The organism is Corynebacterium pilbarense, from assembly GCF_026930265.1.
Classification (GTDB): Bacteria; Actinomycetota; Actinomycetes; order Mycobacteriales; family Mycobacteriaceae; genus Corynebacterium; species Corynebacterium pilbarense.
Genome location: NZ_JANRML010000005.1, coordinates 1 through 16410, shown reverse-complemented (window position 1 = coordinate 16410; position 16410 = coordinate 1). Strand labels below are relative to the sequence as shown.

The following is a 16410-nucleotide window of genomic DNA, read 5'->3' as shown; positions in this document are numbered from 1 at the left end:
GGCGATAGCTTAACGTCGAGAGGCAAAGAATGCTTGCAAACCCGTGATTAGTCTCACCAAAGAGTACCCACTGTAAGACCGCACGCGCGCGAACACGTATTCTTGGGGGCGTATTGCCCGACTGAAGCCAGGAGGTTGAAGTGGCCCAGAAAGAGACCAACATGGAAGACGCTCGCGCGAAGACCGCGTCCGAGGTTGACACCAACATTCTCTCGCTGCGCGAAGGCGTGGCGTCCTACCTGCACGACGCGGACCCCGAGGAAACCCAGGAATGGATGGACTCCCTCGACGGGCTGCTCGAGGAATCCGACCCGGAGCGCGCCCGCTACCTCATGCTGCGCCTGATCGAGCGCGCCAACGCGAAGCGTGTGCCGCTGCCGGCGCTGTCCTCGACCGACCTGGTCAACACCATCCCCACCAAGCTCGAGCCGGAATTCCCGGGCGACGAGCAGATTGAGAAGCGCTACCGTCGCTGGATGCGCTGGAACGCCGCAGTGATGGTGCACCGCGCGCAGCGCCCCGGCATCGCCGTCGGCGGCCACATCTCCACCTACGCCTCCGCAGCGGCGCTGTACGAGGTCGGTTTCAACCACTTCTTCAAGGGCAAGGACGCACCGCAGGGCGGCGACCAGGTATTCTTCCAGGGCCACGCCTCCCCCGGCATGTACGCCCGCGCCTTCATGGAAGGCCGCCTGAGCGAAGACGACATGGACGGCTTCCGCCAGGAGCACTCCCGCAAGCAGGGCGGCCTGCCGTCCTACCCGCACCCGCACGGCATGCCGGAGTTCTGGGAGTTCCCCACCGTGTCCATGGGCCTGGGCCCGATGAACGCGATCTACCAGGCACGCTTTAACAAGTACCTGCAGGACCGCGGCATCAAGGACACCGACCAGCAGCACGTCTGGGCGTTCCTCGGCGACGGCGAGATGGACGAGCCGGAATCCCGCGGCCTGATCCAGATGGCCTCCCTGTACGGCCTGGACAACCTCACCTTCGTGATCAACTGCAACCTGCAGCGTCTCGACGGCCCGGTGCGCGGCAACGGCCAAATCGTCCAGGAGCTGGAGAGCTTCTTCGTCGGCGCCGGATGGAACGTGATCAAGGTCGTGTGGGGCCGCGAGTGGGACGAACTGCTGGAAAAGGATGAGGACGGCGCGCTCGTCCACATCATGAACACCACCAAGGACGGCGACTACCAGACCTTCAAGGCCAACGACGGCGCCTACGTCCGCGAGCACTTCTTCGGCCGCGACGAGCGCACCAAGAAGCTCGTCGAAGACATGACCGACGAGGAAATCTGGAACCTGCGCCGCGGCGGCCACGACTACCGCAAGGTCTACGCCGCCTACAAGCGCGCCCTGGACACCAAGGGCAAGCCGACCGTCATCCTCGCCCACACCGTCAAGGGCTACGGCCTCGGCCACAACTTCGAGGGCCGCAACGCCACCCACCAGATGAAGAAGCTGGCCCTGGAGGACCTCAAGCTCTTCCGCGACAAGCAGCAGATCCCCATCTCCGACGAGGAGCTGGAGAAGGATCCGTTCATGCCGCCGTACTACCACCCCGGCGAGGACGCCGAGGAGATCAAGTACCTGAAGCAGCGCCGCGAGGAGCTCGGCGGCTACCTGCCGGAGCGCCGCCAGGACTACTCCCCGGTTGAGCTTCCGGAGTTTGAAAAGACCTTCAAGGCGCTGTTCAAGGACTCCGGCAAGCAGGAAGTCGCCTCCACCATGGCGCTGGTGCGCACCTTCAAGGCGCTCATGCGCGACAAGGAGCTGGGCAAGCGCATCGTGCCGATCATCCCGGACGAGGCCCGCACCTTCGGCCTGGACTCCTGGTTCCCGACCCTGGGCATTTACAACCCGCACGGCCAGAACTACGTGCCGGTGGACCACGACCTGCAGCTGTCCTACAAGGAGGCCACCGACGGCCAGATCCTGCACGAGGGCATCAACGAGGACGGCTCGTCGGCCTCCTTCATCGCCGCGGCGACGTCCTACGCCACCCACGGCGAGCCGATGATCCCGATGTACATCTTCTACTCGATGTTCGGCTTCCAGCGCACCGGCGACAACTTCTGGGCCGCCGGCGACCAGATGGGCCGCGGCTTCATCATCGGCGCCACCGCCGGCCGCACCACCCTGTTCGGTGAGGGCCTGCAGCACATGGACGGCCACTCCCCGATCCTGGCGTCCACCAACCCGGCCGTCATCCCGTACGACCCGGCGTTTGCCTACGAGATGCCGTACATCATCTCCAAGGGCATCGAGCGCATGTACGGCCAGGGCGCCGACAAGGACGAGAACGTGATGTACTACATCACCGTCTACAACCAGCCCCACCACCAGCCGGCACGCCCGGAGAACCTGGACGTGGAGGGCCTGCACAAGGGCATCTACCTCTACGACGAGGGCAAGGACCTGGACAACAAGGTCTCCCTCCTCGCCTCCGGCGTGGGCATGCAGCAGGCACTGCGTGCCCAGGAGATCCTGCAGGAGAAGTACAACGTCGGGGCCGCGATCTACTCCGTGACCTCCTGGACCGAGCTCGCCCGCGAGGGCCAGGCCAAGGCCGCCGAGCAGCTGCGCAACCCGGGCGAAGAGGTCGAGGAGGCGTTTGCCACCAAGCAGCTGAAGCAGACCTCCGGGCCCTACATTGCGACCTCGGACTTCGCTTCCGACCTGCAGGAGCAGATCCGCGCCTACGTCCCGGGCCAGTACATCGTGCTCGGTGCCGACGGCTTCGGCTTCGCCGACACCCGCGAGTCCGCCCGCCGCTACTTCAACATCGACGCCGAGTCCATGGCCGTCGCCGCCCTGCTGGGCCTGGCCAACGAAGGCAAGATCGACCGCTCCGTGGCTGCCCAGGCGGCCAAGGACCTGAAGATCGACGACCCGACCGCCACCGCCGCCGACGAGGACGGCGAGGACGTCGGCCCGGAGAACGCCGCCGAGTAGGGGGTTATCTCGGGCCTTAGGGTCTTAGGGCTTTAGGGGCGTTCCGGTTTCGGAGCGCCCCTTTTGTCGTGGGTTTATTGGGGTTTGGTGGGGCTTGGTTGGTGGCGCTTGGCGGGTGCGCTGACAGATTACGACGGACACTTGCGCCGACCTGGGACGATGCAGGCCCGCTGACAGATTCCGCCGCGATCCGTCATTGAGCGCCGCCCGCTGAGCGTGTCTTGGCGGCCCGGCGCAGATTTGTTCACGGCGTGATGAATGATCCCGCACCATTCGAACATCCGACCTGGGCAGAGTGAACAAATTGCACGGGGGAAGAAGATTTGTTCACTGGATCACAGAACCCGAGTGAACAATTTTGCGGCAAGCCCCGACGCCCGCCGCTGCTGCGACGGTCCCCCCCTACATCTTGGGCAGGAACTGCTGCAGCTGCGGCCACGCGAAGGCTGCGGCGCCGACCAAAAGCGCGAGGACACCGAAGATGAGGCCGAGCTTTTGCGCCGTCGACGAGCCCGTTTCCGCCTCGGGCGCAGGAGCTGGCTTCGATGCCTCAGGCTGCGGCGCCGGATCCTCGGGCAGCGTCACGCCTTTGCCCGAGTTCTCGATTTTGGCGTTGGAGCTGCGCTTGGACCCGTCCGCGAACGTGGTCACCACGGAAAAGCCTGCGTCCGCGTAGGAGTCGGTAGGCACCTTCGCCGTGATCACGCCGGTTTTTTCGTCGTGGCTCCAATCCCAGCCGCTGCCGCCGCCGGTGACATCCCATTTGGCGTCCGCGGGCAGGTCGAGCTCCCACCGGTTGAACGGCTCCAGCGTGATGGTCTGCCCTCCGTCGCCGACTGCGCTTTTGTACATGGGCTCGTACAGGAAGGCCTCGTCGGGAATGAGGGTGATCTCCGGGGAGTACACGTCGGTTGAGGTATCCGGAAACGTCACGCGAATGTCGATTGGCTGCGTGTTTTCCCCAGGCTGCGGCGGGTTCGCGTCGTTGTGGTTGAGTCGCACGCCGAGCTTGTCACCGCGCTTTTCAAGCTGCATCAGCTCCCTCGAGGTGTCCCGACCGGTCAGCTTCCAGGTCGCGCCCTCCGGCACATCTTCCAGCTCATAGAAGGTCTGGAACGTGTATCCGTCGCCTGGTTTGCCCTTAACGTGCCGAGCTTCCGGATCGAAGTGCGGCGCGTACTCGTCATCCATTGCGGCGGAGGCGGCGGGCGCGAACAGGCCGGCGGCGACGACGACCACGGCCGGCAGTGCGAAGCGTTGCATGCGCTTATCATAACGGCATGGAACTTTCGCAGCGGTTGGATCTTGGCGGCTTGCTCGCCGACGACTCGGACGCCCAAGAGCAGACGGAGGCGCGGGGCACGTTCGCGCGCATTGCGGAGCTCGTGGAGGATGTCTCCGGCGTCGAGCTTGAACCGGAAGCAAGGATTGACGGGAGCGGGATTTCGTCGTTAAGCCGTATTGAGCTCGCTGTTCGCATCGAGGAGGAGTTCGCAGTGTCTATCGACGAGCACGTCTACGCCCAATGCACCACCGCCCAGGACCTCGCCGACTATGTGGAGGAGCACCAGTGATTTCGTATCTGACCGACATGGATGGCGTGCTGCACCGCGAGGGCGAGATCATCCCCGGTGCCAAGGAGTTCGTCGGCGCGTTGCGCAGCGAAGACATCGATTTTATGGTGCTGACCAACAACTCGATCCAGACCCCGCGCGACCTGTCCGCGAAGCTGATGCGCATGGGCCTGGACATCGAGCCGGAGCGCATCTGGACCTCCGCCACGGCGACCGCGAAGTTTTTGTCGCAGCAGGCTGGCGAGGCCTCCGCGTACGTCATTGGGGAAGCTGGCTTGACGACGGCGCTGCACGAAATCGGCTGGATCCTCACCGACGCGGACCCCGACTTCGTGGTGCTCGGCGAAACGCGCACCTACTCTTTTGAGGCGCTGACCACCGCGTCGAACCTGATCCGCAACGGCTCGCGGTTCATCGCCACCAACCCGGACCTGACCGGCCCGGGGCCGGCGGGCGTGGTGCCGGCGACCGGGTCCGTGGCCGCCATGATCACCGCCGTGACCGGCATGAGCCCCTACTACGTGGGCAAACCGAACCCGGTGATGATGCGCTCGGCGCTGAACAACATCGGCGCGCACTCCGAGAACACGGTGATGATCGGCGACCGCATGGACACCGACGTCAAGGCCGGCCTCGAGGCGGGCATGCGCACCGTGCTCGTGCGCTCGGGCATTGCCGATGACTCCGAGATAGCCAAATACCCCTTCCGCCCCACCGCGGTGCTGGATTCGGTGGCGGACCTGGTGGAGCGGATCTGGGATCCGTTCGACGACGGGTTCTACACCGAAAGCGACAGCAAGTAATCGCAGTCTACGGCGCGAGTTGGCGCGCCCTATTGACGAGCTTCACTGACAGCCGCGAAGTCTGTTTAACCTGAACTTCGCTTAGGCCGACGTCGCTGTAATTGGCCATCGTCTTGTTTTGCAGCACCGTGTGCAATGCCTTCGCGGCATCCTTTTCACCAACCAGCTCCAGCATCCGCACTGCCTCAAAATGGTCCGCTGAGCGGTTATAAGAGCCGCCTAGTGCGCCACAGATCCGCCTATCGCCGCGTTGATGTAGTTGGAAATCACTGCGTTTGCGCCGAACTCCCCCTCGGCGAACTGCGCCAGTTCCAAATGCTCTTCGACCCGAAGCATTCGCTTGCGAAGAACTGCATCACTAGCCTGTGCGGTCTTTCCTTTGCCCGCTCGCGGTGTCACGAATCCCCCTCAGAATCCCCCGTACGTGTTGCAGATCACCGTATATGGTTTTGCCCTCGTCCACAATGTTGTCGAGGATTGCGCCTGGGTGATCTTGGTCCGCGGTCCACACCACGACGTTGGCGGCCGCTCCCGTCCATGCCTCTACCTGGCGCGACAGCTCATACACTCCACTTTCCGCCTTCAGCGCCGCCGACTCATTGTCCACCAAAATGAGCAGGTCGATGTCACTGGAATCCCCCATCTCGCTCCGGGCTGCCGAGCCAAAGAGGACGCATCCCGCCACGTCTGCCGGCCAAGCTTCGACGCACTGCGCAATGCGGGAGTGGAGCTCCGCTGTTGCGTGAGCGATGTCCTGAATTGGTCGAGCCAGCAGGTGCTGTTGGTTCAAGGAGTAGCCCCTCGCCTGCCCCAACACCCGCTCGTGAATGACCCCACCCTGAGCGAGCCGATCCAAACTTCGGCGAACGCTGGAAAGCGACGGACCCGCCGCTAGACCGTAAACCTGCTGGGCAGTGAGCTCCACCGGCGCCCGGCCGAGTGCGAGCAGCACCGCTGCATCTGCGTCGGAGCAGATGGCAGTAAACGGGTTCTGGAGCTTCATAGTGTCAATTTTGACACGTGCGTGTCATTTTTGAAACGCCTGCGTCAAAACTGACACGGCCAAGCAGCCCCCGGGCCCCAGGCCCCGGGTTACACCGCCGAGTCGGAGCCAGCGACGTAGAAGCGCTGGTGGTTGACAAACTCGTCCATGCCCAGCGGCCCGAGCTCGCGGCCCAGGCCGGAGGCCTTCACGCCGCCGAAGGGCAGCTCGGCGCCGCGCGCCTGCGGGATGTTCACGTGGATCATGCCGGTGTCGACCTTCGCCGCGACCTTCTTGGCGCGCTCGGCGTCCTCGGACATAACCGCGCCGCCGAGGCCGTAGCGGGAATCGTTGGCCAGCTCGATCGCCTCCTCCTCGGAGGAGACCTTGTACACCTCGGCCACGGGCCCGAAGAACTCCTCGTAGTAGGAGTCGGAGCCGACCGGGATGTCGGTGATCACGGCCGGGGTGATGTAGGCGCCCTTGCCGGTGACCTCGCCGCCGACGCGCAGGTTCGCGCCGTCCTCCACCGCTAGGCGCAGCTGCTGCGCGAGTAGCTCCGCGGCGTCGCGGGAGGACAGCGGGTAGAACTCCTTGCCCTCGCCGGGGTTAAGCGGGTCGCCTTCGCTATACGACGACGCAAGGTCCACCAACGCCTGCACAAACTCGTCGTAAATGTCCTCCATGACGATCATGCGCTTATTCGAGGTGCAGGCCTGGCCCACGTTGCCGATGCGCTTGTTCCACGCGGTCTCCGCGGCCTTAGCCACGTCGGAAGCATCCAGCACCACGTATGCGTCGGTGCCGCCGAGCTCGAGCACGCACTTCTTCAGCGCCTGGCCGGCCTGGGAGGCGATGGTGCGGCCGGCGCGCTCGGAGCCGGTCAGGGACACGCCCTGGACGCGGTCGTCGTTAATCAGCGTGGAGACCTGCGAGTGCTTGGCGTACAGGTTCGTGTACAGGCCCTTCGGCGCGCCCGCCTCGTCGAAGATCTTGGCAATCGCGGCAGCGGAGCGGGGGCAGATCTCGGCGTGCTTGACCATCACCACATTGCCGGCCATCAGCGCCGGTGCTGCGAAGCGCGCGACCTGGTAATACGGGAAGTTCCACGGCATAATGCCCAGGATCACGCCGAGCGGGACCTTGCGCATGACGGAGGTGCCGCCGCGCTGGTTCGGGATCTCCTCGTCGGCGCCGAATTCCGCGCCGTTGTCGGCGTAGTAGTTGAAGATCTCGACGACGTCGTTGATCTCGCCGTCGCCTTCCTTGACCGATTTGCCCATCTCTTCTGCGATGATGCGGGTGAGCTCGGCGCGTTGCTCGTCGAAAAGCTTCGCTACCTTGCGCAGCACCTCGGCGCGCTCCTCGAAGCTCTTCTCGCGCCACTGCTTGAACGTGTCGTTTGCGGTGGCCAGCGCGTTTTCGAGCTCGTCGTCGGTGATGAAGTCGAAGGACTCGACGATCTCGTTGTTCTTCGGGTTTTGTACGCGGTATTTAGTAGACATGCGGCCCATCGTAGGAGCGTGGCGTGAGGCTCGCCACAAAATCTTTCTCGCGTGACAGCCGGTCCATGGCCTGCGCAAACGGCTCGATCTCCTCGCGCGTGGCCAGGATTGTTTCGCGGCACGAGTACGTGCGGTCCGCGCGCCGCTGCCAGCGGGTGAACCAGATTTCGCCGGGCGCGCCGTCGGGAAGCAAAAGCATCTGCTTCTCGACGCTCCGTCGCTCCCGCACCGGCATCCCCTCAACGCAGAATGTCCACGCGAGTCGGGTGCGCGGGGCGCGGCAGGTGGGTGCGGCCAGTGTTGTCGTCATTGGTGGGGACCCTTCTTGCGGGCGCCTTTTCGGCGTGCCCGCATCGATGGCGGCACACTCCAACCCCGGTGACTAGGCGGGAGTGCCGCGGCGGGTGACTAGTCCGCGCGGCGGAGTGTGAGACGAGAGGTTCGTCTTCCCCAACGGCCTCTGATTTCTCTCGGCCGATATTGCTTCACACCAGTTGACTCGAGCAACCCTCAACCGCTGGTTGATCCCCCTATTTGCTCGAGTTGTGGTTGAGGTTGAGGGGACCGCGGGCGCGGCCAGGCCTCGCGTCTCTTTTGCCGCCCCCGTGCCGCCCCGGGCGCAAATGCCGATATCGGCGTTTACACCATCCGAGATGCAGCGACCTGGGCTTATGCGGAGCCGCTACGGGTAAATGCCGATATCGTCATTTAGCACCCCGCCCTACAGCAGCCGCACCGCCAGCACGCCGAGGAAGATCACCACCAGGCCCACCAGGCGGGTCGCGGTCAGCGGATTCTTCCGCGCGCCGAACGCCCCGCGCGCCTCCAGCGCCTGGCCGGCGGCGATGGTGCCCGCGTTGAACGCGATCACGGTCGTGGCGGTGCCAAGCAGCGGCGCCAGGGTCGCGCCCGAGATCACGAACGTCGCGCCGACCAGGCCGCCGACCCACATCCACCACGGCCCGCGCTCCGGCCGCCGCGCTAGCTGGCGCGGGCTGGTCACCAGCGCCGCTACCAGCAGCAACACCACACCAACGGCCAGGTTGATCTCGCCGGCGTGCATGGAGGACCCGGCAATCGTGCCCAGGTAGCCGTTCACCGCCGTCTGCACCGCGGAGCCCACACCCACCAGCACGCCGAGTGCCCGGAAAAGCCACAGCTCCAGCCCCTCGGCGTCGCCCTCCGCGGCTGGACGCTTCCCGGCGCGCAGCACCATCACAATCCCGGCCAGCACCACCACTGCGCCGAGCACGCGCATGAACGACACGGAAAGCACCGGTGCGCCGAACAGGCCGAAACGGTCGATTGCCAGACCCATGATTACCTGGCCCAGAATCGGCAGGACCACGGTCTGCACAGCGCCCAGGCGCGGGAACAGCAGGATGTTGCCCAGCACGAAGCACACCCCCATCGCGCCGCCGAGCCACACCCACCAGGGCACACTCACGCCGTCCTCGAACTGCGGCACGGGGTTGCCCTGCAGCACGGCCGTCGCAATCACGGCCACGCACAGCGCCACGGTGAACGAAATCAGCGCTGAGACCACCGGCTTATTGCCCACGCTCAAGCGGAGTCGTGAGTTGGCCGCGGTCTGGATCGGGATCAGCCCGCCTACTGCGAGCGCTACAAGCAACAGCATGCGCCGATCTTCTCACGCCGAGCGCGCCGCCGTGCATTGCGCTAGGCTCACCGGCGAATCCATTAAGGGGGGATTATGACTACTGCATACACGGGCCCAGAGCGCCCATTTCAGCCGCACACCGCACCGAAGCCTTCGCCTATCGACGCCTTCGGGGACAACCTCATCGGCATCATCGGCCTGGTCTGCGCTGTGCTCGGCACGCTGCTTTCTTTCAACGCCGTAACCGCCAATTTCGGCGCGCCACTGTTGCAGGCGGCGTTCATCCTCGGCGTGGTGGGCCTGTTCCCGCAAGGGGCCAAGAAGGTATGGCCGGCCGCGGCGCTCATCACCGCGATCCTGGGCAGTGCGCTGAGCATCATGCTGGTGCAACACCAGGTGACCTCGCAGTTCGACAGTTCCACGGCGCAGTTCACGGATCTGGAGCGCCAGCTCGAGCAGCTCAACCAGACCTTCGACCCATACTCCACGGACCCGCTTTCCGGGCCGGGCGCTCCGACCGGCTGGCCCACCGCGCCGCGCCGGTAGCTACTTCAGCCCGTAGGCGCGGTACAGCGCGGCGATGAACTCCTCGTGGGTGATGTCGCCGTCGATGGCGGCGAGCTCGTCGCGCACGTCCTTGCGCGTCGGGGCGGAGATCAGTGTGGGGTTGGCGGTGCGCTGCCGGTACGACACGGGCGGAAGCTTGCCGCCGACCCGGTCCTTCACCCGGGTGAAATAGCTGTCCACCGGCGCGAGCGCCTCCACCCCCGGCACCGACCAATCCAGCCAGTACGCGGCCACACCCAGCGCAATGCCGAGCAGCGCGGAAACGGCCAGACCCACCGACTGCCAGCCGAGGTCGTAGAAGAGCTGCACGCTTATCGACGACACTATCGCCGGGACCACGTACAACTGGCGGTCAACGAGAATGTTGGGAATCTGCCCAATCATCATCTCGCGGATGACCATCCCGCCGGTGGCGGTGAGCACACCCATGAGGATGCATCCGAACCACGTGACGTCCTCACGCAACGCCGTGACCGTGCCGGTGACCGCCCACACGCCCACGATGACCATGTCGCCGTGGAAGCGGAACAACTCCCAAGCGCGGCCTTCGATGGACAGCGCGAACGCGACCAGTGAACCCACCAGCGCCGTGCCGATGTACCACGGGTTCTGCAGCGCGCCCGCCGGGGTGGAGCCGATCAGGGCGTCGCGGATCATGCCGCCGGCCATGCCGGAGATGATGGAGATGACCATGAACCCGACGGCGTCGAAACGCATCCGCCTGGCCACAAGCCCGCCCATCAACGCGTTGAGGAACACGCCGATCAGATCCATCACGGCAAACGAAAAACCCACGGGGGTGAGCACGTTGTCGAAGTACATGCGCGCCATCGTAAAGGGGTTGGCGCGGCTTCGGGGCGGGTTTCTGATTTAGCTTTTCGCCTCCGTGCTCTCCCGCACCTCGTTTTGCAACATCACCCGCAGCGCCTGGACCAGCTGCTCGTCCGAGGCGGTCTCCAGCGCGTTGCGCACCTCCTTGCCGGACTCGGCCGGGCGTCGCGAGTCGGTGTCCACGCCCAACGCCTCGCCGATCTTCTCTTCGAGCGGGCGCTCGAGACGCTTGGTCTGGAGCCCTAAGAGCTTGTCGCCGCCGAAGTACACCGCCAACGCAAACAGCGGCGCGGCGATCGCGGCGGCCAGCATGCCCTCCCACACCAGGTCGAAGCGGTTGAGCACCAACATGATCACCGACGCGATGATCGCCGGGAACACCGTCATCTTCTCGCTGGTAAACAGCGCCGGGATCTGCCGCAGCACAACGTCCCGGGCAAGCGTGCCGCCGGTTGCGGTGATCACGGCCAGCAGCACGCACGGCACCCAGCTCAGCTCCGCGTTGAGCCCCTTGATCGTGCCGCCGACCGCCCACACGCCGATGGTGACCACGTCCGCGTAGAACCGGAAGTTCTCCCACAGTTTGCCGCGCAGGGGCGCAAAGTAGGCGATCAGCCCGCCGATCGTGGCGGTGATCAGGTAGCCGGGGTTGGTCATGGCGGCGGCGGGGCCGTCGTTAAGTATGGCGTCGCGCATGAGGCCACCGCTCAACGACGAAATCAGCGCCACAAACGCGAACCCCACAATGTCGAAGTTCATCCGCTTGGCCACGGTCCCGCCGATCGTGGCCGCCAACAACACACCGGTGTATTCGAGGACAAAGTAAAGAGTGTCCACGTCATCAGAAAAGTCCATGGGCGCCAAGGCTAGCTTTCCGGTGGGCGCGGCGTCTGGACGGGCGTTGGGTGGTCGGTGTGGGGTTGCTCCGTCGGGGCGCTCGTGTTCACCCCGACGCACAGATGGTGAAAGGCAGATGGTGAATCCGCGCCCATTTTGCGCATATTCACCATCCGCCAATCGACATGTAGCGGCAGAAGAGCCCGCGCCTCAGCCCAGGCGCTCGACGGCGTCGACGACGAGGTCCCAGAACCGGTCCACGTCCAGGCGCGTCGCCACCGAGGTGTTGCAAGCCGGGTCGGCATCAGCGGAGGAGGCGGCAGCGCCAGCAGCGCCCTCGCCCGGAACGCCGGACGCGAGTGCCGCGCCGAACGCGCGCAGGTCCGCCACGGTGCGCCCGCGCGTCAGGGCACCCGAAAGCTCCACCGACACCGGCACGGAAACGGTCTCGACCACGGTCGGGTCGATGACGTACGCCACCGCGCACGGATCGTGGACCGGCGGGTTGTCAAAGCCCTGGGCGTTTTTGTAGTTGGACCGGAACGCGTCCACAAGCGCGGCCAGGAAGTCGCCGCTCGGCGTGCCCAAATTCCGAAAACGTTCCTGCACTGCGGGCGTCGCTAAGGCTTGGTGTGTCAGGTCCAGCCCGACCATGACCACGGGCCAGTCCTCGCCGAACACGATCGCGGCGGCCTCCGGGTCGACGGCGATGTTGAACTCCGCGGACGGCGAGAAGTTGCCGGCCCCGTACGCGCCGCCCATCAGCACGACCTCGCGCACTCGCGAGACAATGCGCGGCTCCAGGCGCGCAGCCAGCGCGATGTTGGTCAGCGGCCCGGTGGGCACCAGGGTCACGGTCCCTGGTTCTTCGCGCATCAGCGTATCGACGATCCACTGCACCGCCCCGATCTCCCCCACCTCAACAGCAGGTTCGGGCAGGTCGAAGCCGTGGATTTCCATGCCAGTGTTGCCGTGGATGTCTTCGGCGGTGACAACGTCGTTAAGCAACGGCCTCGTCACCCCGCGGTAGACGGGGACATCGCGCAAACCGGCGACCGTAAGCACCTGCTGCGCGTTGCGCGTGACGTGGTCGATGGTGTGGTTGCCGCCGACGGTGGTCAGGCCGAGCAGCTCGATGTCCGGGTTGCCGGCGGCGAGCAGGATCGCGACGGCGTCGTCGTGGCCGGGGTCGCAGTCCAGGATGATCTTACGCACGGGCAGCCAGGTCCTCCGCGGCGATCGTGTCCGGAACGGTCTCCGGCTTCGGGATGAGGAAGGACGCCGCGAACGCGCAGCCCAGCAGGATCGCGCCGGCGATCATGCCCGCGCGGTAGCTGCCGCCGGTGGCGGTGAACACGGCGAAGATGATGGTGAACGACAGGCCCGCGCCCAGGTTGAACGCGCCACCGTTGAGCCCCGGCAGGTAGCCCTGGTTGTGCTTCGGCGCCAGCACGACGCCGAGCGAGCCGAGCATGATGTTGCCCATGCCGGCGTAGGTGATGCCGGCGAGCAGCGACATCGCCAGAAGCATGCCGTGGGTGGCGTTGCCCACGACGACCAGGCCAAACACCACGGACAGCGCAGCACCAGCGATGCCGATCTGCAGGATGATCTTGTAGCCCACACGCCCCGCGAGCCAGCCGGAGATCGGGCCCATGGCCAGGCCGGCCAGGGCGTACGGGGTCAGCGTCCACCAGGACACGACGCCAGCGGACATGCCCGGGCCGGCCGCCGGGTCCTGCGCCAGGTTGGGCACCAGGCCGTTCATCACGGCGAACACGCCGGTCATGGTCAGGGTGGTGGTCAGAAGCAGCGCCCAGGTGCGGCGCTGGGACAGCAGGTCGGTGGACATCAGCGGGTGCGGGCTGGACTTCTCGGTGCGCCAGAACCACACCAGCGACGCGCCGCCGATGACCAGCAGGAGGATCACCATGAACCAGTTCGCCGCGGCCAGCTCACCGGCCATGTTCAGGGCGGTCAGCACCAGGCCGACGCCGACGACCAGGCCGACAACGCCCTTCCAGTCCATCGGCTGGAGCTGGTCTGACTTGGTCTCTTCCACGCCGTACTGCACGGCGAACACGGCGATCAGGGCGGAGGCGCCGATGACCCAGAAGAGGGAGCGGAAACCGAAGGCGTCGGTAAGCCAGCCGCCCAAAATCGCGTCGATGCCGGCGATGCCGCCGTTGACGGAGGTGAGGATGCCCACCAGGAACGCGAACTGCTTCTCCTCGCGCACCGCCTGGCGCAGCATCACCGACGTCAGCGCCACGGTCGGGCCGGACACGCCCTGGATCACGCGGCCGATGAACAGCATGGTCACGTTGGTGGCCAGCGCCGCGACAATCGAGCCGATGACGGTGACGATCATCATCCACACCAGCACCTTGCGGCGCCCAATCAGGTCACCCCAGCGCGGCATGAACAGCGCAAACACGGCCGCCGCGGTGAAGAACGCCGTCTGCGTCATGCCGATCTGCGCGGTGGTGGCGTTAAGATCGATCTCCATCGTGTGCAGCGCCGGCGCGAGCATGGAGGCGTTGAGCTGGAACGCGAAGACGGCGACCAGCAGCGCCGTCATCAGGGGCACGACCTGGTTGGTCGGCAGCTTCCGCCCCGCTGCTGGTGGCGGGGTGTTCGTCGTAGTCATGCGTGCAGTTTAAAACACTGCGCGCCGCGCGCCTACACGAAAAAGGCGGCGGCTACACCCGAAATGCGGGGGCATTTTGCCTATCGACGCCCACCTGGCCACCGCTGCCTACCCCCAGCGCGTTTGCGGGCAGGCTATGTGTCCGATTGAGTCGCGTCGCACTTGACCTGAATTCGCAGAAGGGGACGGCCCGGCGCGCACCCGTCCGCCCTGGGAAAACTCGTGCGGCTCGCACCATGCGCCCGCGCGGAATTCAGGTTTTCGGCTACACGACTTTTTCGCGTACCTCGTGGAAGGTTTATGGCCGCCCTACCCCAGCGCCTCCCACAGCGCGGTGTTGGTCTCCTGCCACAGCGGCTTGGCCCAGTCGCCGAACTCGCGGTCTGTGAGCACCACGCACGCCTGCCCTCCCGCGACCCACAGGTACGTCCCCGCCATCCCGAAGTGGCCGACGGTGTCCGCGGGCATACCGTCACCGGTCCAGTGCGGGGATTTTTCGTCCTTGATTTCAAAGCCCAGGCCCCACTGGCAGGGTTTTTGCATGCCGTAGCCGGGAACGACGCCGCGCAGGTCGCCGAATTGGTTAGACAGGGCCTCGCCAAGCGTCGACGGGTCCAGGAGACGCGGTGAGAGGAGCTCGGAGGCGAACGCAGCAAGGTCGCTGACGGTGGAGCGCCCGCCGTGGCCGGCCGAGCCGTAGATCTCGGTGGAATCCATGCCGAGAGGCTCGAACACCCCTTCGCGGGCATAGTCCGCAAACGCAATGCCAGTGGTTTCTTCGACGTGGTCGGCCAGGATCTCGTAGCCGGCCGAGGAGTAGATGCGCCGCTCCCCCGGTGCTTTTTGCGGCTCACGGGAATCGAAGCCGACGCCGGAGGCGTGCGCGAGGAGGTGGCGGATGGTTGCGCCGTGGGGCCCGGCGGCGTCGTCAAGCTCGAATGCCCCTTCCTCCACCGCGAGGAGCACCGCGTACGCGGAGAGCAGCTTGGTCACGCTGGCGAGCTCGAAGACTTTGTCCTGGTCGCCGAGCGTGGCTTCCGTGTCGCCGACGAGGGCCGCCGCGACGTTGTCCACCGGCCAGTTGCTGAAAAACTTCTCGAGCTCCATGCCGCTCACTTTACGTGCGCCGCGCGGGGACCGGTGGCGTGCGCCCCCACCCGCAGACCCCGAGTAAGCCCTCCTGAGTATGCCCATTTTCGGCCATACTCAGGAGGTCTTACTCGGGGTTTGTGTCATTAGAACGGCAGCGTCGGGAGTGTGAGCCCCGGGATCATGCCCGCAAACGCCGCGCCGGCCCCGAGCACCGCCAACACCGCGGCGACGATTCCCGCGATTGCGCCCGGCGCGAGCTTCGAGCCCAAGCTCGACGGCACCGCCGGCTCGGTGCGGTTGATGTCCTTGCCACAGTCCTGAACGCGCTGCGCGGTGTAGGAGGCGGCCGACTTGAAGTACGCGACCTCGCCGGCGCTAAACGGCGTGTCAAAGGTGGACGGCGCGCCGGTCTTGGAACTGCCCAGGTCGTCGGCGATCACGGAGCTGGTGGTGTGCTCCTCAACGGGCCAAAGGGAGTCTTTGTCGATGTCTTTCAGCGCACCCCAGCCGTTTTTGCCGAGCCCGGCGCGCAGCTCGTCCTGCTTCTTCGCCCACAGCGCGAGCGCGTCGGCGCGGGATCCGGAGTGGTAGAGGATGTCGTCGGTGTTGAGGCCGGCGGCCAGGGCGGGAATCTGGTCGGCGTTGTACTCGACGGCGCAGACGCGGGATAAGCCCGGGTCGACGGCAGGCACGGCGCCGGCAATCCCGGCGGAGGCAACAGCAACGACGCAGGCTGCAACGCCCGCGGTGAGAGTCTTTCGCATGCGTAGAACCCTACCCCACGCGGCGCCCATGCACCCGGCATTTCCCGCGCTCGGTGGCCGCCACCTCGCCGACGCGCACGAGCGACTCTGCCGTCCGCGTCCCACAAACCCTGGGATCCAAAGCCAGGCAACGGCCGGCGGGATCAAGCGGTTAATGCGCCACGTTTGAATATTTGCTGGAGTATCTCACGTGGGGTTGCTCCGCCGAGGACTTGTCGTGGTGTGTC

Annotated in this window: 16 protein-coding genes; 4 read left to right on the top strand and 12 right to left on the bottom strand. The window is 65.7% G+C overall.

What is annotated here, in order from left to right; translation table 11 throughout:
* Positions 1-161 precede the first annotated feature (161 nt).
* Positions 162-2957 carry a pyruvate dehydrogenase (acetyl-transferring), homodimeric type gene (gene aceE / locus NUW87_RS05330; protein WP_239219281.1) on the top strand — a complete coding sequence of 932 codons (2796 nt, stop codon included), beginning with the start codon at positions 162-164 and terminating at the stop codon, positions 2955-2957.
* A gap of 402 nt (positions 2958-3359) precedes the next feature.
* Here aceE and NUW87_RS05325 read toward each other — a convergent pair whose 3' ends face one another.
* On the bottom strand, positions 3360-4220 hold the full coding sequence (locus tag NUW87_RS05325) for a Rib/alpha-like domain-containing protein (RefSeq protein WP_269027591.1): 861 nt from the start codon (positions 4218-4220) through the stop codon (positions 3360-3362).
* Positions 4221-4237: 17 nt separating this feature from the next.
* On the opposite strand from NUW87_RS05325, the gene NUW87_RS05320 reads away from it, so the two are divergent.
* Together NUW87_RS05320 and NUW87_RS05315 are read left to right on the top strand one after the other, a co-directional pair.
* On the top strand, positions 4238-4531 hold the full coding sequence (locus NUW87_RS05320) for an acyl carrier protein (protein WP_269027589.1): 294 nt from the start codon (positions 4238-4240) through the stop codon (positions 4529-4531).
* Positions 4483-5334, top strand: a complete 852-nt coding sequence (locus NUW87_RS05315) for an HAD-IIA family hydrolase (RefSeq protein WP_377734017.1) — start codon at positions 4483-4485, stop codon at positions 5332-5334. The genes NUW87_RS05320 and NUW87_RS05315 overlap by 49 nt, the downstream gene beginning before the upstream one ends.
* A 7-nt stretch (positions 5335-5341) precedes the next feature.
* On the opposite strand, the gene NUW87_RS05310 is transcribed toward NUW87_RS05315, so the two are convergent.
* From NUW87_RS05310 to NUW87_RS05290, 5 genes are all read right to left on the bottom strand, one after another.
* On the bottom strand, positions 5342-5509 hold the full coding sequence (locus NUW87_RS05310) for a hypothetical protein (RefSeq protein WP_269027587.1): 168 nt from the start codon (positions 5507-5509) through the stop codon (positions 5342-5344).
* 183 nt (positions 5510-5692) lie between these two features.
* Positions 5693-6337 carry a nucleotidyltransferase domain-containing protein gene (locus NUW87_RS05305; RefSeq protein WP_269027585.1) on the bottom strand — a complete coding sequence of 215 codons (645 nt, stop codon included), beginning with the start codon at positions 6335-6337 and terminating at the stop codon, positions 5693-5695.
* An 89-nt stretch (positions 6338-6426) separates the two neighbouring features.
* A complete protein-coding gene (locus NUW87_RS05300; protein ID WP_269027583.1) occupies positions 6427-7821 on the bottom strand; it encodes an NAD-dependent succinate-semialdehyde dehydrogenase in 1395 nt (464 codons plus the stop codon).
* Positions 7811-8131: a hypothetical protein gene (locus NUW87_RS05295; RefSeq protein WP_239219288.1), complete on the bottom strand. Its 321-nt coding sequence runs from the start codon at positions 8129-8131 to the stop codon at positions 7811-7813. The genes NUW87_RS05300 and NUW87_RS05295 overlap by 11 nt, the downstream gene beginning before the upstream one ends.
* Before the next feature lie 411 nt (positions 8132-8542).
* Positions 8543-9460 (bottom strand): DMT family transporter, encoded by a 918-nt coding sequence (locus NUW87_RS05290; RefSeq protein WP_269027577.1) that lies wholly within the window; start codon positions 9458-9460, stop codon positions 8543-8545.
* 75 nt (positions 9461-9535) lie between these two features.
* Between NUW87_RS05290 and NUW87_RS05285 the strand changes: the two genes are divergently transcribed.
* Complete coding sequence (locus NUW87_RS05285) at positions 9536-9988, top strand: hypothetical protein (protein WP_269027575.1); 453 nt, start codon at positions 9536-9538, stop codon at positions 9986-9988.
* On the opposite strand, the gene NUW87_RS05280 is transcribed toward NUW87_RS05285, so the two are convergent.
* From NUW87_RS05280 to NUW87_RS05255, 6 genes are all read right to left on the bottom strand, one after another.
* On the bottom strand, positions 9989-10831 hold the full coding sequence (locus NUW87_RS05280; protein ID WP_269027574.1) for a trimeric intracellular cation channel family protein: 843 nt from the start codon (positions 10829-10831) through the stop codon (positions 9989-9991).
* A 48-nt stretch (positions 10832-10879) separates the two neighbouring features.
* Positions 10880-11695 carry a trimeric intracellular cation channel family protein gene (locus NUW87_RS05275; protein ID WP_269027572.1) on the bottom strand — a complete coding sequence of 272 codons (816 nt, stop codon included), beginning with the start codon at positions 11693-11695 and terminating at the stop codon, positions 10880-10882.
* 192 nt (positions 11696-11887) lie between these two features.
* Positions 11888-12892: a uridine-preferring nucleoside hydrolase UriH gene (gene uriH, locus NUW87_RS05270; protein ID WP_269027571.1), complete on the bottom strand. Its 1005-nt coding sequence runs from the start codon at positions 12890-12892 to the stop codon at positions 11888-11890.
* Complete coding sequence (gene uriT, locus NUW87_RS05265) at positions 12885-14327, bottom strand: uridine transporter UriT (RefSeq protein WP_239219298.1); 1443 nt, start codon at positions 14325-14327, stop codon at positions 12885-12887. The genes uriH and uriT overlap by 8 nt, the downstream gene beginning before the upstream one ends.
* Before the next feature lie 309 nt (positions 14328-14636).
* Positions 14637-15434, bottom strand: a complete 798-nt coding sequence (locus NUW87_RS05260) for a serine hydrolase domain-containing protein (RefSeq protein ID WP_269027569.1) — start codon at positions 15432-15434, stop codon at positions 14637-14639.
* Positions 15435-15562: 128 nt separating this feature from the next.
* Entirely contained in the window at positions 15563-16183 is a 621-nt protein-coding gene (locus tag NUW87_RS05255) for a hypothetical protein (protein WP_269027568.1), read from the bottom strand.
* Positions 16184-16410: the final 227 nt, after the last annotated feature.